The sequence below is a fragment of the Pseudomonas sp. TH07 genome, from assembly GCF_016651285.1.
Taxonomy (GTDB): Bacteria; Pseudomonadota; Gammaproteobacteria; order Pseudomonadales; family Pseudomonadaceae; genus Aquipseudomonas.
On record NZ_JAEKED010000001.1, the window covers coordinates 1,907,773 to 1,926,994 of the forward strand.

A 19,222-nucleotide genomic window follows, 5' to 3' on the forward strand; every position below is an offset into this window, starting at 1 on the left:
GGTCGTTGTATGTTGCTCGCCACGTTGATTCACCGTGCCAGCCTGCCAAGTCCGCAGATTAGCGCGCAGCAGGCGCTGGAGTTGCTGGAAACCCACTACGGGCTGCGCGGCACGGTGCAGTCCCTGGGCAGCCAGCAGGACCTCAACTTTCGCGTCGACACCGATCAGGGTCGGTTTGTCCTGAAAATCTGCCATGGCGACTACGCCGCCCTGGAGTTGCAGGCACAGCACGCCGGGCTGCGGCATCTGGGCCAGCATCCCGAGTGGCGAGTGCCGCGGGTGATCCCGTCCAACAGCGGTGCCGACCTGCTTTCGCTGGAAATATCCGGACAAACGGTACATGTGCGCCTGCTCGATTTCATCGAAGGCCACTCCCTGACCCACCTGGATTACCTGGGGCCGCAACTGATGGCTGGCTTTGGCCGGTTGTGCGGGCAGATGGACCTGGCCCTGGCCGATTTCCAGCATCCGGGCCTTGAGCGCACCTTGCAGTGGGACGCGCGCCACGCCAGCACCCTGATCAGCCATCTGCTGCCGGTGATTGCCGATGCGCACCAGCGCGGGTTGATTGCAGAGGCTGCCGAGCAGGCTGAGCGTCGCTTGCAGCCGCTGCTCGACGAACTCCCGGTGCAGGCGATCCATATGGACATCACCGATGACAACGTGGTCTGGCAGCGTGATTCGCAACGGCACTGGCAATTACAGGGCGTCATCGATTTTGGCGACCTGATCCGCACCTGGCGCATCACCGACCTTTCGGTCACCTGCGCCGCCCTGCTGCACCATGCTGAAGGCGATCCGTTGCGCATCCTGCCGGCAGTTCGGGCCTATCACGCGGTCAACCCGTTGCAGCATGCCGAGTTGCGGGCGCTGTGGCCGCTGATCGTGGCGCGCGCGGCGGTGTTGGTGCTCAGTGGTGAGCAGCAGGTCAGCATCGACCCGGGTAATGCATACAGCCGCGCCAACCTGAGCCATGAATGGGAGATTTTCCGGGTCGCCACGGCCGTGCCCTTCGAGTTGATGGAGGCGGCGATTCTGACGGCGGTTGGCCAGTCCCTGCCGAGCATTGCCAGTGAGGGTTTTGCGCCGCTGTTGCCGAGCCTGGTGGGACGGGAGTTCGCCCTGATCGATCTGGGGGTGCTCAGCCCGCATTTTGAAGCCGGCAACTGGGAACAGCCCGGCATCGATCAGCGGCTGCTGGAAGAGGCAGCCGCCACCCATGGCCTGGCCGCCAGCCGCTATGGCCAGTACCGCTTATCCCGGACCCGCCCTGATAGCGCCGTAGAGCCGGACACCTGCCCGCTGCATGTGCAGTTGCAAGTGCCCAGCGGCACCCCGGTCGAAGCACCTTTTGCCGGTGTACTCAAGGTGGCCGCCGATGGCCGCCTGCGCCTCGACAGCGGGCAATTGAGTGTGCACCTGTGGGGCGTCAGGCCGTCTCTGGACTCGGGTGCGGCGCTGCTCAAGGGGCAGGTGCTGGGTGAGGTGACCCAGGGCTTGCAGGTACAGTTGTGCCGTGGCCTGGAGCTTGACCCGCCGCTGTTTTGCACGCCGGCCCGAGCGGCGGCCTGGCAGGCGTTGTGCCCGTCACCGGCGGCGCTGCTGGGGCTGGCCTGCGATGCCGAGCCGGAGCTTGACTCCCAACTGCTGCTGGCACGGCGCGATGCCAGTTTTGCCCGCTCGCAAAAACACTATTACGTGGACCCGCCGCGTATCGAGCGCGGCTGGCGCAACCATCTGATCGATATGCAGGGCCGTTCCTACCTCGACATGCTCAACAACGTGGCGGTGCTGGGCCATGGCCACCCGCGCATGGCCGCTGAAGCGAGCCGCCAGTGGTCGTTGCTCAACACCAATTCGCGCTTTCACTACGCCGCGTTGGCGGAGTTTTCCGAACGCCTGCTGGCCCTGGCGCCGGACTCCATGGACCGGGTATTTCTGGTCAACAGCGGCACCGAGGCCAACGACCTGGCGATTCGCCTGGCCTGGGCCTACAGCGGCGGGCGCGACATGCTCAGTGTTCTTGAGGCCTATCACGGGTGGTCGGTGGCGGCGGACGCGGTGTCGACCTCGATCGCCGATAATCCCAAGGCCCTGAGCAGTCGACCGGACTGGGTGCACCCGGTCACCGCGCCCAATACCTACCGTGGCGAGTTCCGCGGTCAGGACAGCGCGCCGGACTACGTGCGCAGTGTCGAGCACAACCTGGCCAAGCTGGCCGCGCAACAACGGCAGCTGGCCGGTTTTATCTGCGAGCCGGTGTACGGCAATGCCGGCGGGATTTCCCTGCCGCCGGGTTATCTGCAGCAGGTCTATGGCCTGGTGCGGGCCCAGGGCGGTGTGTGCATTGCCGATGAGGTGCAGGTCGGCTACGGCCGCATGGGCTCCTTCTTCTGGGGCTTTGAAGAGCAGGGCGTGGTGCCGGACATCATCACCATGGCCAAGGGCATGGGCAACGGCCAGCCACTGGGGGCGGTGATCACCCGGCGCGAAATTGCCGAAGCGCTGGAGGCTGAGGGCTATTTCTTCTCGTCCTCGGGCGGCAGTCCGGTGAGCTGCCGGATCGGCATGGCGGTGTTGGATGTGATGGAGCAAGAACAGCTCTGGGAAAACGCCCAGGTGGTCGGCGGCCATTTCAAGCAACGCTTGCTGGCGCTGATGGATATTCATCCGTTGGTGGGGGCGGTGCATGGTTCCGGCTTCTATCTGGGGGTGGAGCTGGTGCGCGACCGCGAGACCCTGGAGCCGGCTACCGAAGAAACCACCCTGCTGTGTGAACGCCTGCGGGAGTTGGGCATCTTCATGCAGCCCACCGGTGACTACCTGAATATTCTCAAGATCAAGCCACCGATGGTCACCACTCGCCAAAGCGTGGATTTCTTTGTCGACATGCTATCCAAGGTGCTGGGCGAGGGGCTGTGAATAGGTAAACTTTAATCGATTGTTATCGGCTTTAGATGCGTGTTTTTCAACTTTATGAATTTATATCGCTTTTAAAGTCGATTTTTATCGGATATAAAGTCGGCGTTGCTGAAACGCCCGCGTGTTCGCACGTCGCCCTTTTCTGTCACGGGCCACTGTCACCATTGGCCCAACGCCCGCCAGCCCAGGAGATGCTCCATGAGTCGTATCGTTACCGTCGCCGCTACCCAGATGGCTTGTTCCTGGGATCTGGAAGCCAATATCGAGACCGCTGAAAAGCTGGTCCGCGAGGCCGCAGGCCAAGGCGCGCAGATCATCCTGATCCAGGAGCTGTTCGAGACCCCGTACTTCTGCCAGAAGCCGAATCCGGACTACCTGCAGTTGGCGACGACGGTTGAAGAAAACGTCGCGATCAAGCATTTCCAGAAGGTCGCCAAGGAGCTGCAAGTGGTGTTGCCCATCAGCTTCTTCGAGCTGGCCGGGCGCGCGCGGTTCAACAGCATCGCGATCATCGACGCCGATGGCAGCAACCTCGGGATTTATCGGAAAAGCCATATTCCGGATGGTCCCGGCTACCACGAAAAGTATTACTTCAACCCGGGCGATACCGGTTTCAAGGTATGGAACACACGCTACGCAAAAATCGGCGTCGGTATTTGCTGGGACCAGTGGTTCCCGGAATGCGCGCGGAGCATGGCGCTGCAAGGGGCGGAAATCCTGTTCTACCCCACCGCCATCGGCAGCGAGCCCCATGACCAAAGCATTTCGTCCCGCGATCATTGGCAGCGCGTGCAGCAAGGTCATGCAGGTGCCAACCTGATGCCGCTGATCGCCAGCAACCGCATCGGCAACGAAGAGCAGGACGGCTACGACATTACCTTCTACGGCTCGTCGTTTATCGCCAATCAATTCGGCGAGAAGGTCCAGGAACTGAACCAGACCGAAGAAGGGGTACTGGTTCAGAGTTTTGACCTCGACCAGCTGGAACACATTCGCAGCGCCTGGGGTTCGTTTCGTGACCGTCGTCCGAACCTGTATGGTGCGATCAAAACACTCGACGGTTCCCTGGAGTCCTAAGCACCATGAGCATTTTGCACAGCACGCCTCGCGCCGACGGCTTTTACATGCCCGCCGAATGGGCAGCGCAGACCCAGACCTGGATGATCTGGCCCGAGCGCCCGGACAACTGGCGCCTGGGCGGCAAGCCGGCGCAGGCCGCGCATGCGGCGGTGGCCCGGGCCATCGCCCGTTTTGAACCGGTGACCGTGGCGGTATCGGCCGGCCAATATGAAAACGCCCGGGCGCGCCTCGACGTCCCCAATATCCGCCTGGTGGAAATGTCCAGCGATGACGCCTGGGTCCGTGATACCGGCCCGACCTTTGTCATCAACAACAGCGGCGAAGTCCGCGGCGTGCACTGGGGGTTCAACTCCTGGGGCGGTTTCGACGGCGGCCTGTACTCGCCGTGGAACCGTGACGAGCAGGTCGCGAGCAAGGTCCTGGAAATCGAACGCTGCCAGCGCTACCGCACTGAAGGTTTTGTGCTCGAAGGCGGCTCGATCCACGTCGATGGCGAAGGCACGGTCATCACCACCGAAGAATGCCTGCTCAACCGCAATCGCAACCCGCACCTGAAGCGCGATGAGATCGAAGCGCTGCTGGGCGAGCACCTGGCGGTGGACAAGGTCATCTGGCTGCCGGATGGCCTGTTCAACGATGAAACCGACGGTCATGTGGATAACTTCTGCTGCTACGTGCGCCCGGGTGAAGTGTTGCTGGCCTGGACCGATGATCCCGAGGACCCGAACTACCCGCGCTGCCAGGCGGCGATGAAAGTGCTGGAAAGTACCCGCGATGCCAAGGGCCGCACCTTCAAGGTGCATAAAATGCCGATCCCGGGACCGCTCTATGCGACCCAGGAAGAGTGCGACGGCGTCGATGCCGTGGAAGGAACCCAGGAGCGCAACCCGTCGGTGCGCCTGGCCGGCTCTTATGTGAACTTCCTGATCGTCAACGGCGGCATCATTGCCCCAAGTTTTGACGATCCTCTGGATGACCAGGCCCGGGAGGTCCTCCAGGGGCTGTTCCCGCAGCATGAAGTGGTGATGGTGCCGGGGCGCGAACTGTTACTGGGGGGCGGCAATATCCATTGCCTTACCCAACAGCAGCCTGCACCGCACAAAGGTTGAGTGGGGTTGTAACAGCCCATGTCACCTGAGTACGGGATGGGATGATGAATTTAATCCTGTACTGAGCAGCAAGCCCGCAGCCCTTATGGACTGCGGGCTTTTTTGTATCCGCCAACCCACATTGCCGGCACATTGGCACAGCTCTTGTATCAGTTCAGAGGTGATTCTGAGACCGGTAGAACTGCGATGTTCTGTCATAAACCTTGGATAAGTTAGCCGCTCACGAACCAGGAGAGAGCGCTGGAATGAATATGATCAGCGAGCGGGCATCGCATCCCTTGGCAATGAATAACGAATCGCTTCAGGCTCTGGCCCTGTGGTTGAAATCCAATGGAACGCGCCAGATCAGAGAGCCTGATCCGCGCCGGATGATCACCGAGCGCTACCCTGCCGGCTTGCTCAGCGAGGCAGAACTGCAAGCGTTGTGGGATGTAATGGAAGGATAGTCAGCAACGGATTGATAAAAGCGCTGCCGGGATGGCAGCGCTTTTTTTTGCGTGGATTTTTTAGCGGGGCTTCAGCGTCTTCCGTGGGGGGTCAGAAGCTGTAGGTGCCGGTGACCACCAGGCTGCGCGGGTCGCCGAACTGGATCTGCCCGGCACTGGTGGCCGTGGAGTAGTAAGTGCGGTCGCTGATGTTGTTCAGCGAGGCCCGCAGGTTCCAGTCTTTCTGCCGGAAGCCGGCCAGGGCATCCCAACGGCCATAACCGGGCAGCACCACGGTATTGAGGTTGTCGGCGTAGCGATCGCCGACCAGGGTCAGGCCGGTTTCGGCGTACCAGCCCGCTTCCGGTTTCCAGGTGATGAACAGGCTGCCGTTGCGCTTGGCGACGTTGTTGACCCGGTTGCCTTCGTCGCCGTTGTTGCTCTTGACCACGGTCGCGTCCTGCAAGCCGATGCCGCCCCGCAGCGACCAGTTGCCGACGATCTTGCCGCTGGCGGTCAGCTCCACGCCACGTGAGCGTTGCAGGCCGGTGAGCAGGATGATGTTCGGATTGTCGACGCTCCGACTGCGGCGGTTGTACAGCTCCAGTTCATAGACCGCGAGGGTGGTGCTGAAACGGTCGTCGAACCAGTCGCTCTTGACCCCGACTTCCTTCTGCCGGGTGCGCTCAGGGCTCAGGTCATTGGTGTTGCCGTTGGCGTTGGGGGTGATGCCGATCAAGCCGCCGCCCACCGGAGAAAAGCTCTTGCTCCACGAGGCATAGAACGAGTGGTGCTCCAGAGGCGTCCAGACCACCCCCAGGCGCGGGCTGGTGCTGTGGCTGTCGCGGTCGTCCTTGCGGTGGGTGACCTGGTTGTCGGTCTCGATGCTGAAGTTGTCGTAACGCAGGCCGGCGAGCAGTTGCCATTGATCGTTCAGGCGCAACTGATCCTGCACATAGACGGCGCGGCTTTCGACTTCGCTCCGGTTGTGGGTGGAAATCACCATTTTCCCGGTGTGCCGCAGGTCGCGGTTCGGGTTGAACGGGTCCAGTGCCGGTACGGCCTGGCCGCCAGCGCCGACTGCGGCCGCGGTGTACAACTTGGGGTCGCGGGTCTGATTGCCCAGCTCAACGCCGGTCAGCAAGCGGTGCTCCAGGCCGAAGGTGTCGAAGGTGCCTTCCAGCTCGGTGTTGTTGTAAAGGTTGCGAGTGTTGAGGTCCTGCTGCCAGCGCTGGCGGGTCACGGTCCTGTTGGCAGGGTTATAGGTGGTGACGTAGGTATTGTCGAAATCGCTGTCGAGCTTGAACACCCCCAGGGTGTTGCGCAGCTGCCAGTTGTCGCTGAGCTCGTAACTGAGCTTGGAACGCAGGGATTGGGATTTGTCGTTGATGTAGTCGCGCTTGTCACCGTAGGTGGTGTCGCGGCTGACATCGGCCGGGCGCCCGTTGATACCGGGAATCCCGCGGTCCGGCGTACGGTCATAACGGCTGTATTCGTATTGCACCAGCCAGTTCAGGTCCGGGGTCAGTTGCCAGCTCATCGACGGTGCGAACAGCTGGCGGTTGCCGCTGACGCCATCGCGGAAACTGTTTCTATCCTCGTTGCCCATGTTCAGGCGCAGGCTGATGTTCTCCGACGGATCGCTGCTGAGGTCGGCGTAGAGGCTGCGCAAATCCTCGCTGCCGCCCCTGAGCTCGACACTGGAGCGACGGCCGAACTGCGGCAGTTTGCTTACGCGGTTGATGATCCCGCCCTGGCTGCCGCGGCCGTAAAGCACGGCGGCAGGGCCCTTGAGCACCTCGATGCGCTCGATGTTGTGCAGGTCGCGCACGTACTGGCTGTCGTCGCGTATACCGTCGAGGTAGAAGTCGTTGCTGGCGTCGAAACCGCGGATGCGCACGCTGTCGAAACGCGTATCGGCGCTGTTGCTGACGTTGGGGATGCCGCTCAGCGCCGTGCCCAGGTCATTGATCCCGTAATCCATGACGTTGGCGGTCTTGATCGAGTCGATGGCCTGGGGCACGTAGCGCAATGGCGTGGCAGTGCGAGTCGCGGTGCTGCTTTCCCTGACCCGAGGATCGTCTTCATCGGCATTGGCTTCGGCGTTGATGGCGGTGACCGGCAGGGTGGTGGCGGCGTAGCTGAACCCGGAAGTCAGCAGGGCGCACAGGCCGATGGAAACGGGCGTGAGACGAGGGTGGGCAGGCATTTAAAGCGCATCCGAAGGGTGGGTGAGTCGAGGGTGCGAATGGTAATGCTTGCTATTTGCTTTCGTTAATTATTCCTGAAAAGTTCCCTTGGGTTTATGTTTCAAATTGTGTCTTTGTCGTAAGGGGCTGGATACACGGGCCGGGAGGACCCATTCGACCGATTGGCGAAACAGACTGAATGCCATTCCGGGGTTTTTCCGTGGCGGGCCTGGGCATAGGCTGCGGCATCGGTTTTTTTCAATCTTTTGCTGGAGCCCGTCATGTCTGCCGCGACCCTTCATTACATCTACGACCCTCTTTGCGGCTGGTGCTACGGCGCCAAGCCTCTGGTACAGGTTGCACAGGCGTTAGTGCCGGTGGTGCTCCATGGCGGCGGCATGATGACCGGCCATAACCGCCAGGCCGTCTCGCCACAGTTGCGCGACTACGTGATGCCCCACGACCGGCGCATTGCCGAGTACACCGGGCAGCCGTTTGGCGAGGCGTATTTTGAAGGCCTGCTGCGCGATCATTCGGCGGTCTTCGATTCGGCGCCGCCCATTGCCGCGGTGCTTGCTGCACAGGCGTTGAGCGGGCAGGGCCTGGCGCTGCTCGGGCGATTGCAGACGGCGCACTACCTTGAAGGCCGGCGCATCGCCGACAAGGATTTACTGCAGGAGCTTGCACAAGAGCTGGGGCTGGACGCCGGCAGCTTCGACGCGGCGTTCGAGTTGGCCAGCGCGCAGCAGGTAACAGACCACATCAAGGACAGCCGTGCGTTGCTGGCCCAGGTCGGTGGCCAAGGGTTCCCGACCCTGGTGCTGGAGCTGGGTGGCCAGCGGCGGCTGCTGGATATCGGCCCCTGGCTGGGCAAGCCCGAAGCGTTCGCCACCTGGCTCAAGGCAGCGCTGATCAGCGAATCCGCTGTACCCTCTTCCAGCGCCCCGGTCTGTGGCCTGGACGGTTGCACCCCTTGAATGTTCTTCCCCCTGTCGCGGAGTCACCCATGGATAACCTTGCGCTGATCAAAAGCACCTACGAAGGTGCCAATTCCCAGGAAAACGCGAAGAACACCGCCGCCGCCCTGGCCCCCGATGCTCGCTGGACCGAAGCGGCGGGTTTTCCCTATGCCGGCACCTATGTGGGTTTCGAGGCCATTGTCGAGAATGTTTTCAAGCGTCTGGCCACCGAATGGGAGGGGTTCGCCTTCAAGGTCGAGAACTATGTGGCCCAGGGCGACCAGGTGGTTGCCTACGGCAATTACACCGGCGTCTACAAGGCCACCGGCTTGCCGATAAACGTCCGCGTGGTCCATTTATGGACCCTGAAAGACGGCAAGGTCAGCCACTTCGAGCAGTTCGTCGACAGCCACCCGGTGCAGTTGGCGATGCAAGGGGCTGCTGCTCCTTGATGAAGGGCCGCACATCCGTCGCGGCCTGTCACTCAAGCGCAATGGCCCCTGCGCAAATGAATTCTTAGAAGATTTTTGCCTATTTCCAGAAGATTCTCGAAATTGACACACTGTTCTGGGCGCGGATAGGATTCGCCCCAACGCCTGTGGCCAAGAGCCATAACTTCTTAAAATAATAAAGGCCCGCCACGTTTTCTCGTGGGGCGGGCCTTTTTATTTTCGGGTCGCAAAAGAGCGCTAAGACGCCATCCGGACCGGGTTCCACAGCGCGTAATCAACCCGTAATAAGGAAAATAAAAGAATGTTGAAACAACGGATCTGCCTGATTGCACTGGGGATTTTGGGCGCTACTCAAGCCATGGCTAACGACCAGGCTGAGTCCAAGGGCTTTGTTGAAGACGCCAGCCTGAAAGTGCTGCTGCGTAACGCTTATATCAATCGCGACAAGAAAGACGGTAATCACGATCAGCGCGAGTGGGGCCAAGCGGCTATCGGTACCTTCTCTTCCGGTTTCACCCAGGGCACGGTCGGTGTGGGCGTTGACGCCTTCGGCCTGTACGGCCTGCGTCTGGACCGTGGTAGCCACGCTGGCGGCGCCGGCATCGACTTCTTCAAGCAAAGCGAAAACGGCAACAAGACGCCGGCTGGCGACCTGGCCAAGGCCGGTGGTGCAGTCAAGTTCCGTGTTTCCAACACCACCCTGGCGTACGGCGACCAGATGCCTGAGCTGCCGGTCCTGAACTACGACAGTTCGCGCCTGCTGCCGGAAAGCTACACCGGTACCCTGATCACTTCCAAAGAGATCAAGGGCCTGGTGCTGAACGCCGGTCGTTTCACCGCTGAGTCGCGCAAGAGCGCCGAAGGCCGTGACAGCGGTGGTCTGAAGTCGATCAACGTTTTGGGCGGTGCCTATCAGTTCACCGAACAGTTCAAGGGCGCGCTGTACGCTTCCGACGTCGAAGACGTGCTGAAGAAGCAATACGTGAACCTGAACTACGTGTTCCCGTTGGCCACCTCCCAGTCCCTGACCCTGGACTTCAACGGCTACCGCACCGAGCTGGACAAGTCCTACGCGCAGAAGACCAACGCTGGCGGCGAAGACAACAAGATCTGGAGCCTGGCCGCTGTCTACGCCGTGGGTCCTCACTCGTTCACCCTGGCCCACCAGCGCAGCACCGGTGACAGCAACCTGGGCTACGCCTATGGCGGCTACCAGAAGCAGCAAGGTCGTGTCGGTGACGGTGGTAACACCATCTACCTGGCCAACTCCTACTGGTCCGACTTCAACGCTGAAGACGAGCGCAGCTGGCAGCTGGGCTACGGCCTGGACTTCGGTACGTTCGGCGTGCCTGGTCTGAGCTACAACCTGGCCTACGTGCGTGGTGACAACATCACTTCGACCAACAGCGCTGGCGCGACCACCACTGGTGGTACCGAGCGTGAAATCTTCAACCAGGTCAAGTACGTGGTGCAGAGCGGCCCGGCCAAAGACCTGAGCGTGAAGGTTCGTAGCTCGATCCTGCGCGTGGCGCAGAAATCCAGCGGCTACAACGACAGCGGCAACGAGCTGCGTGTGTTCGTCGACTACCCGATCAACGTGTTCTGATTCTGGCGCACACGGGTAACGCAAAAGGCCTCACAGCGATGTGAGGCCTTTTTTTTGCCTGGGGAATGCCTCCCGGCCTTATGGCTGCTCGGCAAAGGTTTGTAGATAGGCCAGGAGGTTGTCGATTTTTTCTGCATCGCTCAGCCCCCAGAAGATCATCCGCGTGCCGGGCACCACGGCCTTGGGGTCTTCGAGATAGGCCACCAGTTTGTCGCGGGTCCAGACCACGCCGGAGTTCTTCATGGCCTCCGAATACTGGTAGTCGCTGGCACTGCCCGCCGGGCGTCCGATGATGCCGTTGAGCTGGGGCCCAAAAGAGCTGCGTACCGAAGGCCCGATAGTGTGGCAGCCGCCGCAGATCCGCTTGAACAGCTTGCCGCCGGCCTCGGCATCGCCTTGCGCGTGGGCGGGACTGCCGAGCAGGGCCAGGGTGAACAGTAGGGCCAGGGCTGCGGTTTTCTTCATGGGGGACTCCAGATCGGCAACGGCTTGCGGCAAAAACGCGCGGCTATTTCAGCATGAAAAACCCGTGGCCGGGGTTCGCAGATCAAAGGTCCGGCGCGTGGGGCTTGAGGGATAGGGATTGGCGCCGATCCGAAACTGCTCATAAACTGCCGCGCGACAGTGGTTGGCGGGCAGATTGCCGCGTTCGGTCGAGCGTCGGCGTTATCGGTTTTTTCAAGGAGGAGGCAGCGATGGCTCAGGCACGGGTGATTGGTACGTCGATAGCGGCCATCCAGGCGGCAGAGAGCGAGCTGGGGCGGCGTTTGCCCGAGTCTTTTACGCAATGGCTGCTGGTCAATAACGGTCGCTCGCTAGGTGCGCTGACGGTGTTTCCGGTGTTTGATGCGCGGGATCCGCGCAAGACCTGGGACTCCATCGTTCGGCAGTACCAGGAGGGCTGGCAGGTGTGGCTGGACAACGTGGCCGACACCGCGAGCGACTTCTCGGCATTGCTGCCGTTTGCCGAGTTCGGCACCGGGGATTACTACTGTTTCGACTACGCCGTGGCAGGCGCTGGCGGCGAGCCGGTGGTGGTCCTGTGGTCCCACGAAAGCGGCGTGACCCAGCGGGTGGCGGACAGCTTCATGGCGTTTATGCAGCTGTCCGAGCACCGTGTGAGAGGGGCTTGATGATGATCGACACGTCGCCGCAGGACGTGTTTGAAACCGCAGACGGCGAGGTGCGTGTGGTGCTTGAGCAAGGCTCGTCCATTCATCTCAAGGCGGCCAGCGCCTACAACGATCCTGTCGAGCTTACGGCCACCCAGGCCCTGGAAATTGCCGATATCCTCCTTCACTTCGCCAGTCGCCTGGGCGCTTGAACAGGCCAACGGATCTCCCCATGAACATGCCCACACAGCTCCAGGCCTATGCCGCGGCCCAGGTCCTGGTCGACGCCCTTGATCGGCGCGACACCGACACCCTTCAGCAGGGCTTCTGCATCAGCGACGCCGTCCTGGAAGAGGTTTACCAAGCCTTGGATGACTCATTCGATCCGGGCGCCCGCTTGTCTCTCGCGCCTGTTGCCCTGGCCTTCGCCGAGCGCGGAGGGCAACGGCGGTTTATCGACCTCTATCAACAGAACGACCAGGCCGTGGCCCTGGACTGCGTGCTGTTCGCCGATGGCCAGCCCAGCGAGACGGCAGTGTATCTGGCGCTGCATCAGGTCGATGGCCAGTGGTTGGCGCACTACAAGTACATCGGTCACTGAGGCCCCCAGGTAGCGGGCGCGCGGGTGACGGGAAGCGTTCGGTTTAAAGCAATTGCGCTGAGTTCGTATGCAAATCGCCGCACTTGTTGCGTACAAAGGTAGTTGTCGTACAACTGCTTGAGCTATCATGAGCCTTCATCCGTAAACCTGGATACACGCTCTTAATGGACCACCAGAACGTCCAACCCACCGTCCGCCGAAAGCACCGCAGCCTGGCCCAGGAACTGGTCACCGAACTGTCGCGGCGCATTCGTGAAGGTGAGATCGAGCGCGGGGCGAAGCTGCCCACCGAGTCTCAGGTCATGGACGAGCATAAGGTCAGCCGCACCGTGGTCCGCGAGGCCATTTCCCGGCTGCAGGCCGCGGGCCTGGTGGAAACCCGCCACGGTATCGGCACCTTTGTCCGCGATATCCCCAGCCCCAGCGGCTTTTGTATCGACCCCGAGACCATCGTCACCCTGCATGACGTGCTGGCGGTGCTCGAGTTGCGCATCAGCCTGGAAGTGGAGGCGGCAGGCCTGGCCTGTGTGCGGCGTACCGATGAGCAATTGCGCCTGATGCGCGACTCCCTCGATGCCCTGAATTCCCCGGCGGTCAGTGTCGATTACGCGGTGGCGGCGGACTTTCAGTTTCACCAGCAGATCGCCCTGGCCACGGGCAATCGCTACTTCACCGACATCATGTTGCACATGGGGGTCAGCATCATTCCCCGGACCCGCCTGCACTCCAAGCGCCTGGTGAATGATGCCAAGGAGCCTTACCTGGAGCGCTTGAGCCGCGAGCACGAAGACATCTATCAGGCGATTGCCCGACGCGACGCTGACGCCGCACGTGCTGCGATGCGCCTGCACCTGTCCAACAGTCGCGAGCGCATGCGCAAGGCGTACGAAGCCTTTGAAGCGGCGGCCGCGCTGACTTCCTGAGCGCCGCCGCCAAGGCCTTTCAGCCGAGGTTGTTCAACTGCGCGCCTGGGGCTCGGGCAAGCCTTTGACCCCGGGGTTCAAGGCGAACACGCCACCGGCCAGCGGCTGGTCGCCAAGGTCGATGCCCTGGGGGCGAATCGAGGTCACAAACAAAGTGTCGAGCCCGGCGCCGCCAAAGGCGCACATGGTCGGTTTCTTCACCGGCAGCGGTAGCGAGCGGTCCTGCTTGCCCTCGGGGGTGAAGCGCAGCACCAGACCGGCATCGATGGCACAGATCCAGTAGCACCCCTCGGCATCGACCGCCGCGCCGTCCGGCCGGCCGGGGTGGGCGTTCATGTCGACGAAGCTGCGCCGGTTGTGGGGGGTGCCACTGTCGATGTCGTAGTCGAAGGCCCAGATCTGCTGCACCGTGGGGTGCGAGTCCGACAGGTACAGGGTCTTGCCGTCCGGGCTGAAGGCCAGTCCATTGCCCACCAGCAGGCCGTCCAGTTGTGCGCTCAGTGGCTCGACCAGGCCCGGGGTTTGCCCGTCGTAACGGTACAGCGCCCCCACCGGGTCGGTGCCCATAGCGGGTTGCATGGTGCTGGACCAGAAACGCCCCTGGCGGTCGCAGCGCCCGTCGTTGAAACGCATGTTGGCCCGAGCGTGCTCAACCCCGGCGCGTTTTTCGGCGTGCAGGCGGCCGTCGGCCTGGGGCGTGAGTTGGAAGATGCCGCTTTCCTGGGCCCCGAGCCAGTGGCCCTGGGGGCTGCGGACGATGCAGGCGAGCATCTCGTCGGCCTGCCAGGATTCGGTCTTGCCGTCCGCCTGCCAGCGATGCAGGCGGCCCGCAGGGATATCGACCCAATACAAGGCATTTTCCTGCACGTGCCAGACCGGGCTTTCACCGGTGGCATTGCGGGCATCGACGATGAGTTCGGCGTTCATACCGTGGGCTCCAGAAGGTAGGGGGCGGCGGCGCCCGTGCGCCGCCGCGCAGGGAGAGGGGCAGTCTCAGTCGCCGAACGGCCCGGCTGCGGTAAACGCGCCGCCCTGGAACAGGCTGTTGGGATCATCGGCCGCAGGCTTGGGCTGCTGCTCGATCTGCGGGCGAAATTTTTCCGAGCTGTCCTGCGGGGCAAACTCCAGGTGCGCGGCGTGGCGGTTGTTCCACCACAGGTCGCGGTTGGCGGATACGCCGTAGACCACGCTATGCCCGACATCACTGGCCAGCAGTGCGCGTTCCACCAGGTGGTCGAGGTCCTGGTAACTGAGCCATGTGGACAGCATCCGCAGGTTGCGCGGTTCGGGGAATGACGAACCGATGCGCAGGCTCACGGTTTCGATGCCGTAGCGGTGAAAGTAGAAGGTCGCCAGGTCTTCGCCATAGGACTTGGACAGCGCGTAATAACCGTCCGGGCGGCGCAGGCTGTGGGCGTCGAGTTCTGCGTCCTGCGGGTAGAAGCCGGTGACGTGGTTCGAGCTGGCGAACACCACGCGTTTGATCCCGTGTTTGCGCGCCGCTTCGTAAATATGAAAGGTGCCGCGAATGTTGGCATCGAGAATTTCTTCGAAGGGCCGCTCAACGGAAATCCCGCCGAGGTGGACGATGGCCTCCACGTCCTTGACCAGGGCTTCGACCCCGGCCTTGTCGGCCAGGTTGCAGTTGATCACTTCGTCATGCGCGCCGCGGCTGGGTGCCATGGGGCTGATGTCCGAGGAGCGGACGACGGCGGCGTGGGCCTGCAGGGTTTCCCTGAGTATCTGGCCCAGGCCACCGGCGGCGCCCGTCAGCAGGATGCGGGTGAAGGGTTTGCGCGAAGGGGGCTGTGTGGTCATGGTCGGGTCTTCCATAGAGCTGTGGTTGCGGAGGGGGAGGGGGCGGCCAGGCCTGGTGAACGATGCGCGATCGCCAGGCCGGCTCGACTGTTACATGAAGTTGTACTGGATCCCGAAGCGCCAGCGGGCTTGACGGTCATCACTGGTGGAATTGACTTTGACGTCGCCGATCTCGATGAACGGAACCCACTCCTTGGTGAGTTTGTATTTGACGATCATGTTCTGCTCGTAGTCGCTCTTCTTGTTGTCGTAGCGGATGTAGTCGGTCTTGAAGTAGATGAACTGGTACTCATAGGCCCACTTGCTGGCCGGGGTATAGCCCAGCCAGCCTTCGAAACGGTTGGTGTTCTGGTTGTCCTTGGCGCGATCAGGCAAGTCTTCGTTGATCTGATCGCGGTCGAGCTTCTTGGCATCGAGCCGGTAGCGCGTGGCGACGTAGAAGGCATCGTTGATCTTGTAGTTGTACTTGAGCCCGAACTTGTAGCTGGTCGAGTCCTTGGAGCTGTCCATCTGGAACGCCGGGGTCAGGGTCGACTGCGGGCTCAGCTTGTAGTTGTAGCTGACGGTGAACTCGTGACCGTTGTTGACCATGTTGTCGTAGGCGACATCTTCGCGATCGCCGGCCGTGCGGTATTTCATCTCCGCCTCAAACCCCAGACCACTGTCCAGGCGATAGCCGAGCTTGATCCGATCGGCGTGGGCGCTGTCGTCTTCAGTGAACTGGTGGCGGTAGTTGATGTTGGCGGAATCGGCGCTGGCGCAGAAAGGCAGGCTGAGTGTGGCGAGCGTAACGAGGGTACGGAATGTGATGTTCATGGAGTCTTCTTTTATTGTTTTTGTTGGGTTTGTGAACAGTGCGGCAGGCAGCAGAGGTGTTGCGGAGGTCTCATTTCTTGGTGTCGATATACGTTATCGTACGACTATGGGGGTGTCTACGGGTTATGGCCCTGTTTGTAACGTCTTGTTACATATAATGCCTGTAAATAGGGCTCTAGAGGTCACTGTGTTGTCTTTAAGTCATCTTTAAATAGGGGATTTTGCGGGGCTTACGGGGTAAAATGCGCGGAAATTCGGAGGTTATTTTTCGTCTTTTCAAGTGTTGTACGATGACGTATGATCATTTTCAGCAGGCGACATTCCTGTCATAAATCTAATAAGCAGGCTAAAGACGTCCATGAGAATTACAGCAGTCAACGTCCAGGTTTTTTCCTACCCGACCCGTCGCGCTGTCGACAGTGCGGGCCACGCCCACCCCGGTGATGTCGCCCAGGCCAAGATGGCCCTGCTGCGCATCCAGACCGAAGACGGCAATGAGGGTTATGCCTTCGGCGCCCCCGAATTGATCCGTCCTTATGTGCTCGATGGTTTTGTGCGCAAGGTGCTGATCGGGCAGAACGCCCTCGATCGCGAAAAGATCTGGCACGACCTGGTGCACTGGCAGCGCGGCAGCGCCAGCCAACTCACCGACCGTGCCCTGGCCCTGGTGGAACAGGCGCTGTGGGACTGGGCCGGGCGCAAGTTCAACGTGCCGGTGCACAAACTCATCGGCGGTTTCCGCGACAAGGTGCCGGCGTACGGCTCGACCATGTGTGGCGATGAATTGCCAGGCGGCCTGGCGACCCCGGAAGACTACGGCCGTTTTGCCGAGACCCTGGTCCAGCGCGGCTACAAGGCGATCAAGCTGCACACCTGGATGCCGCCGGTGTCGTTTGCGCCAAGCCCGCGTATCGACGTCAAGGCCTGCGCCGCCGTGCGTGAAGCGGTCGGCCCGGACATCGCCCTGATGCTCGATGGCTACCACTGGTACAACCGCACCGACGCTCTCTACATTGGTCGCGAATTGCAGAAGCTCGACTTCGCCTGGTTCGAAGAACCGATGATGGAAGACTCCGCCGAGTCCTACGCCTGGTTGGCGGGGCAGCTGGATATTCCGGTACTCGGCCCGGAAACCCTGGCCGGCAAGCACCTGAGCCGTGCCAGCTGGGTGAAGAACGATGTCTGCGACATCCTGCGCGCCGGTGTCGCCGGTGTCGGCGGTATTGCCCCCTGCCTGAAGGTGGCGCACATGGCCGAATCCTTCGGCATGGATTGCGAGATCCACGGCAACGGCGCGGCCAACCTGGCGGTGGTCGGGGCAATCAAGAACTGCACCTGGTACGAGCGCGGCCTGCTGCACCCGTACCTGGACTACGACGAAGTCCCGGCCTACCTCAAGCGTCTGGTCGACCCGATGGACAGCGACGGTTTCGTCCACCTGTCCGACCTGCCGGGCCTGGGTGAAGAGATCGACTTCGAGTTCATCGAGACCAACACACTCAACAGTTTCTGATGTGTAACGCGGGCTTCCCGGTCCAGGCCGGGTCGCCCGAGAGCCCTGAATAAATATAAGAAAGGCACTCTCACTATGAGCATTCTCCCCTCGCTTTGGGCGCGGGTATTTGCGGCTACTCTGGCGATCTCCACCTTGCCTGTCGCTTATGCCAAGACCCCGGCCGATCAACTGATTGTCGGCATGAGCATGATCAACCTGTTGTCCCTGGACCCTGCCGCCGCCACCGGGCTGGATGTCTCGGAGATCAACGCCAACCTCTACGACATGCTGCTGGTGCAGGATGTGGCCCAGCCTGATCGCCTGGTTCCGGCCCTGGCCGAACGCTGGCAGGTCAGCGACGACCGCAAGACCTTGACCTTCACCCTGCGTCCCGGGGTCAAGTTCCAGTCCGGCAACCCCCTGAGCGCCGAAGACGTCGCCTGGTCCCTGCAGCGGGTACTCAAGCTCAACCTGGCCCTGGCCTCGACCTGGAAGGCCTACGGTTTCAGCGCGGAAAACGTCGAGCAGTACATGCGCGCCACCGACGCCACTACCTTTGTCATCGAGCTGCCACGGCCGACCGACCCGCTCTTGGTGCTCAACACCCTGGCCACCTCGCCCAGCGCGTTTGTCCTCGACCGCAAGAAAGTGCTGGAGCACCAGAAGAACAACGACCTGGGCGCCGCCTGGCTGGTGACCCACGCCGCCGGCAGTGGCGCCTTTGTGCTCAATGACTGGCGCGCCAACGATGTGATCCTCATGAGCCGTTTCGACGGTTACTGGGGTGGACCGGCCAAGCTCAAGCGCATCGTCATGCGCAACATGACCGAGTCCCAGTCTCTGCGCCTGATGATCGAGCGCGGCGACCTGGACATCGCCAAGGGCATGTCGGCACCGGATATCGAAGCCCTGCAAGGCAGTGACAAGGTGCGCACCCAGACCCTGCAGCGCGGCACCCTGTACTACGTCGCCCTGAGCGTGAAGCAGCCGATGTTCGCCGATGCCCGGGTGCGCAAGGCGGTGCGTTCGCTGATCGATTACCAGGGCATCAACCAGACCGTGATGCCGCACTACGGCCTGATCAACCAGCGGCCGTTGCCCCTGGGCCTGGCGGCGCGCCTGCCGGATCCGGGCTACCGGCTGAATGTCGAGGAAGCGAAAAAGCTCCTGGCCGAAGCCGGCTACCCCAATGGCTTCAAGACCAGCATCCGGGTGCTGACCGATCCGCCCTTCATCAACATCGCCTCCAACCTGCAATCGACCCTGGCCCAGGCCGGGATCCAGGCCAGCATCATCACCGGCACCGGTAACCAGATCTACGGTGCGATGCGCGAGCGCAACTTCGACATCATCGTCGGCCGTGGCGGCGGCGGTGCCGAGCGGCATCCGCATTCCAGCCTGCGGACCCTGGTGTACAACCCGGACAACCGCGATGAAGCCAAGCTGAGCAACTTCCAGGGCTGGCGCACTTCGTTCTACAGCCCCGAGCTGAACCAACTGATCGAGAGCGCCGAGGTCGAGCCTGACGCCAGCAAACAACTGGCCCAGTACCGGCAGATCCAGGAGCAACTCGACCAGCAGGTGGGCGCCATTCTGCCGGTCTCGCAAATGACCGACACGGTGCTGATCTACGGCGACGTTGCCGACTATCAAGGCCATACGGCCGCGACCACTCGCTACAAAGACGTCTACAAGAATCGCTGAGTGTGGCGCGG

At 61.8% G+C, this 19,222-nt stretch carries 18 protein-coding genes; 13 read left to right on the forward strand and 5 right to left on the reverse strand.

Features of this window, described 5'->3' with window-relative positions:
* Positions 1 to 9: 9 nt before the first annotated feature.
* The 4 genes from JFU57_RS09060 (at position 10) to JFU57_RS09075 (ending at position 5,557) form a co-directional block, all read left to right on the forward strand.
* The gene (locus tag JFU57_RS09060) at positions 10 to 2,922 is read left to right on the forward strand and encodes an aminotransferase (protein ID WP_201128984.1); all 2,913 of its coding nucleotides are present in this window, start codon (positions 10 to 12) and stop codon (positions 2,920 to 2,922) included.
* 198 nt (positions 2,923 to 3,120) lie between these two features.
* The gene (gene aguB, locus JFU57_RS09065; protein WP_078469307.1) at positions 3,121 to 3,999 is read left to right on the forward strand and encodes an N-carbamoylputrescine amidase; all 879 of its coding nucleotides are present in this window, start codon (positions 3,121 to 3,123) and stop codon (positions 3,997 to 3,999) included.
* Between the two features lie 5 nt (positions 4,000 to 4,004).
* The gene (gene aguA, locus JFU57_RS09070; RefSeq protein WP_201128987.1) at positions 4,005 to 5,111 is read left to right on the forward strand and encodes an agmatine deiminase; all 1,107 of its coding nucleotides are present in this window, start codon (positions 4,005 to 4,007) and stop codon (positions 5,109 to 5,111) included.
* A gap of 245 nt (positions 5,112 to 5,356) precedes the next feature.
* Positions 5,357 to 5,557: a hypothetical protein gene (locus JFU57_RS09075; protein WP_020299843.1), complete on the forward strand. Its 201-nt coding sequence runs from the start codon at positions 5,357 to 5,359 to the stop codon at positions 5,555 to 5,557.
* A 91-nt stretch (positions 5,558 to 5,648) separates the two neighbouring features.
* Here JFU57_RS09075 and JFU57_RS09080 read toward each other — a convergent pair whose 3' ends face one another.
* Positions 5,649 to 7,745, reverse strand: a complete 2,097-nt coding sequence (locus JFU57_RS09080; RefSeq protein WP_201128988.1) for a TonB-dependent receptor — start codon at positions 7,743 to 7,745, stop codon at positions 5,649 to 5,651.
* A gap of 261 nt (positions 7,746 to 8,006) precedes the next feature.
* Between JFU57_RS09080 and JFU57_RS09085 the strand changes: the two genes are divergently transcribed.
* The 3 genes from JFU57_RS09085 (at position 8,007) to JFU57_RS09095 (ending at position 10,742) form a co-directional block, all read left to right on the forward strand.
* Complete coding sequence (locus tag JFU57_RS09085) at positions 8,007 to 8,702, forward strand: DsbA family protein (protein WP_201128990.1); 696 nt, start codon at positions 8,007 to 8,009, stop codon at positions 8,700 to 8,702.
* Positions 8,703 to 8,731: 29 nt separating this feature from the next.
* Positions 8,732 to 9,136 (forward strand): nuclear transport factor 2 family protein, encoded by a 405-nt coding sequence (locus JFU57_RS09090; protein ID WP_201128992.1) that lies wholly within the window; start codon positions 8,732 to 8,734, stop codon positions 9,134 to 9,136.
* Between the two features lie 301 nt (positions 9,137 to 9,437).
* Entirely contained in the window at positions 9,438 to 10,742 is a 1,305-nt protein-coding gene (locus JFU57_RS09095; RefSeq protein WP_078469312.1) for an OprD family porin, read from the forward strand.
* A 78-nt stretch (positions 10,743 to 10,820) separates the two neighbouring features.
* Here JFU57_RS09095 and JFU57_RS09100 read toward each other — a convergent pair whose 3' ends face one another.
* The gene (locus JFU57_RS09100; protein WP_201128994.1) at positions 10,821 to 11,207 is read right to left on the reverse strand and encodes a c-type cytochrome; all 387 of its coding nucleotides are present in this window, start codon (positions 11,205 to 11,207) and stop codon (positions 10,821 to 10,823) included.
* Positions 11,208 to 11,437: 230 nt separating this feature from the next.
* Between JFU57_RS09100 and JFU57_RS09105 the strand changes: the two genes are divergently transcribed.
* The 4 genes from JFU57_RS09105 to JFU57_RS09120 all read left to right on the forward strand — a co-directional run bounded on the left by JFU57_RS09105 (position 11,438) and on the right by JFU57_RS09120 (position 13,378).
* The gene (locus JFU57_RS09105; RefSeq protein WP_201128996.1) at positions 11,438 to 11,875 is read left to right on the forward strand and encodes an SMI1/KNR4 family protein; all 438 of its coding nucleotides are present in this window, start codon (positions 11,438 to 11,440) and stop codon (positions 11,873 to 11,875) included.
* Between the two features lie 2 nt (positions 11,876 to 11,877).
* Entirely contained in the window at positions 11,878 to 12,066 is a 189-nt protein-coding gene (locus JFU57_RS09110; protein WP_201128998.1) for a hypothetical protein, read from the forward strand.
* Positions 12,067 to 12,086: 20 nt separating this feature from the next.
* Complete coding sequence (locus JFU57_RS09115) at positions 12,087 to 12,455, forward strand: hypothetical protein (RefSeq protein WP_201129000.1); 369 nt, start codon at positions 12,087 to 12,089, stop codon at positions 12,453 to 12,455.
* Between the two features lie 164 nt (positions 12,456 to 12,619).
* Positions 12,620 to 13,378 carry a FadR/GntR family transcriptional regulator gene (locus JFU57_RS09120; protein WP_020299852.1) on the forward strand — a complete coding sequence of 253 codons (759 nt, stop codon included), beginning with the start codon at positions 12,620 to 12,622 and terminating at the stop codon, positions 13,376 to 13,378.
* A 33-nt stretch (positions 13,379 to 13,411) separates the two neighbouring features.
* Here the strand turns inward: JFU57_RS09120 and JFU57_RS09125 are convergent, their stop codons facing one another.
* The 3 genes from JFU57_RS09125 to JFU57_RS09135 form a co-directional block, all read right to left on the reverse strand.
* Positions 13,412 to 14,305: an SMP-30/gluconolactonase/LRE family protein gene (locus JFU57_RS09125; protein WP_201129002.1), complete on the reverse strand. Its 894-nt coding sequence runs from the start codon at positions 14,303 to 14,305 to the stop codon at positions 13,412 to 13,414.
* 66 nt (positions 14,306 to 14,371) lie between these two features.
* A complete protein-coding gene (locus JFU57_RS09130) occupies positions 14,372 to 15,196 on the reverse strand; it encodes an NAD-dependent epimerase/dehydratase family protein (RefSeq protein ID WP_078469318.1) in 825 nt (274 codons plus the stop codon).
* A 90-nt stretch (positions 15,197 to 15,286) separates the two neighbouring features.
* On the reverse strand, positions 15,287 to 16,012 hold the full coding sequence (locus JFU57_RS09135; protein ID WP_078469319.1) for an oligogalacturonate-specific porin KdgM family protein: 726 nt from the start codon (positions 16,010 to 16,012) through the stop codon (positions 15,287 to 15,289).
* 358 nt (positions 16,013 to 16,370) lie between these two features.
* On the opposite strand from JFU57_RS09135, the gene JFU57_RS09140 reads away from it, so the two are divergent.
* A complete protein-coding gene (locus tag JFU57_RS09140; RefSeq protein WP_078469320.1) occupies positions 16,371 to 17,525 on the forward strand; it encodes a mandelate racemase family protein in 1,155 nt (384 codons plus the stop codon).
* 75 nt (positions 17,526 to 17,600) lie between these two features.
* Positions 17,601 to 19,211, forward strand: a complete 1,611-nt coding sequence (locus tag JFU57_RS09145; protein ID WP_201129004.1) for an ABC transporter substrate-binding protein — start codon at positions 17,601 to 17,603, stop codon at positions 19,209 to 19,211.
* Positions 19,212 to 19,222: the final 11 nt, after the last annotated feature.

What these genes read in the sequence shown, in the direction of transcription:
- JFU57_RS09120 (WP_020299852.1), top strand. Translation starts at nt 12,620, where the DNA reads ATGGACCACCAGAACGTCCAACCCACCGTCCGCCGAAAGCACCGCAGC.
- JFU57_RS09125 (WP_201129002.1), bottom strand. Translation starts at nt 14,305, where the DNA reads ATGAACGCCGAACTCATCGTCGATGCCCGCAATGCCACCGGTGAAAGC.
- JFU57_RS09140 (WP_078469320.1), top strand. Translation starts at nt 16,371, where the DNA reads ATGAGAATTACAGCAGTCAACGTCCAGGTTTTTTCCTACCCGACCCGT.
- JFU57_RS09110 (WP_201128998.1), top strand. Translation starts at nt 11,878, where the DNA reads ATGATCGACACGTCGCCGCAGGACGTGTTTGAAACCGCAGACGGCGAG.
- JFU57_RS09115 (WP_201129000.1), top strand. Translation starts at nt 12,087, where the DNA reads ATGAACATGCCCACACAGCTCCAGGCCTATGCCGCGGCCCAGGTCCTG.
- JFU57_RS09075 (WP_020299843.1), top strand. Translation starts at nt 5,357, where the DNA reads ATGAATATGATCAGCGAGCGGGCATCGCATCCCTTGGCAATGAATAAC.
- JFU57_RS09130 (WP_078469318.1), bottom strand. Translation starts at nt 15,196, where the DNA reads ATGACCACACAGCCCCCTTCGCGCAAACCCTTCACCCGCATCCTGCTG.
- JFU57_RS09135 (WP_078469319.1), bottom strand. Translation starts at nt 16,012, where the DNA reads ATGAACATCACATTCCGTACCCTCGTTACGCTCGCCACACTCAGCCTG.
- JFU57_RS09100 (WP_201128994.1), bottom strand. Translation starts at nt 11,207, where the DNA reads ATGAAGAAAACCGCAGCCCTGGCCCTACTGTTCACCCTGGCCCTGCTC.
- JFU57_RS09145 (WP_201129004.1), top strand. Translation starts at nt 17,601, where the DNA reads ATGAGCATTCTCCCCTCGCTTTGGGCGCGGGTATTTGCGGCTACTCTG.
- JFU57_RS09080 (WP_201128988.1), bottom strand. Translation starts at nt 7,745, where the DNA reads ATGCCTGCCCACCCTCGTCTCACGCCCGTTTCCATCGGCCTGTGCGCC.
- JFU57_RS09060 (WP_201128984.1), top strand. Translation starts at nt 10, where the DNA reads ATGTTGCTCGCCACGTTGATTCACCGTGCCAGCCTGCCAAGTCCGCAG.
- JFU57_RS09090 (WP_201128992.1), top strand. Translation starts at nt 8,732, where the DNA reads ATGGATAACCTTGCGCTGATCAAAAGCACCTACGAAGGTGCCAATTCC.
- aguA (WP_201128987.1), top strand. Translation starts at nt 4,005, where the DNA reads ATGAGCATTTTGCACAGCACGCCTCGCGCCGACGGCTTTTACATGCCC.
- aguB (WP_078469307.1), top strand. Translation starts at nt 3,121, where the DNA reads ATGAGTCGTATCGTTACCGTCGCCGCTACCCAGATGGCTTGTTCCTGG.
- JFU57_RS09105 (WP_201128996.1), top strand. Translation starts at nt 11,438, where the DNA reads ATGGCTCAGGCACGGGTGATTGGTACGTCGATAGCGGCCATCCAGGCG.
- JFU57_RS09095 (WP_078469312.1), top strand. Translation starts at nt 9,438, where the DNA reads ATGTTGAAACAACGGATCTGCCTGATTGCACTGGGGATTTTGGGCGCT.
- JFU57_RS09085 (WP_201128990.1), top strand. Translation starts at nt 8,007, where the DNA reads ATGTCTGCCGCGACCCTTCATTACATCTACGACCCTCTTTGCGGCTGG.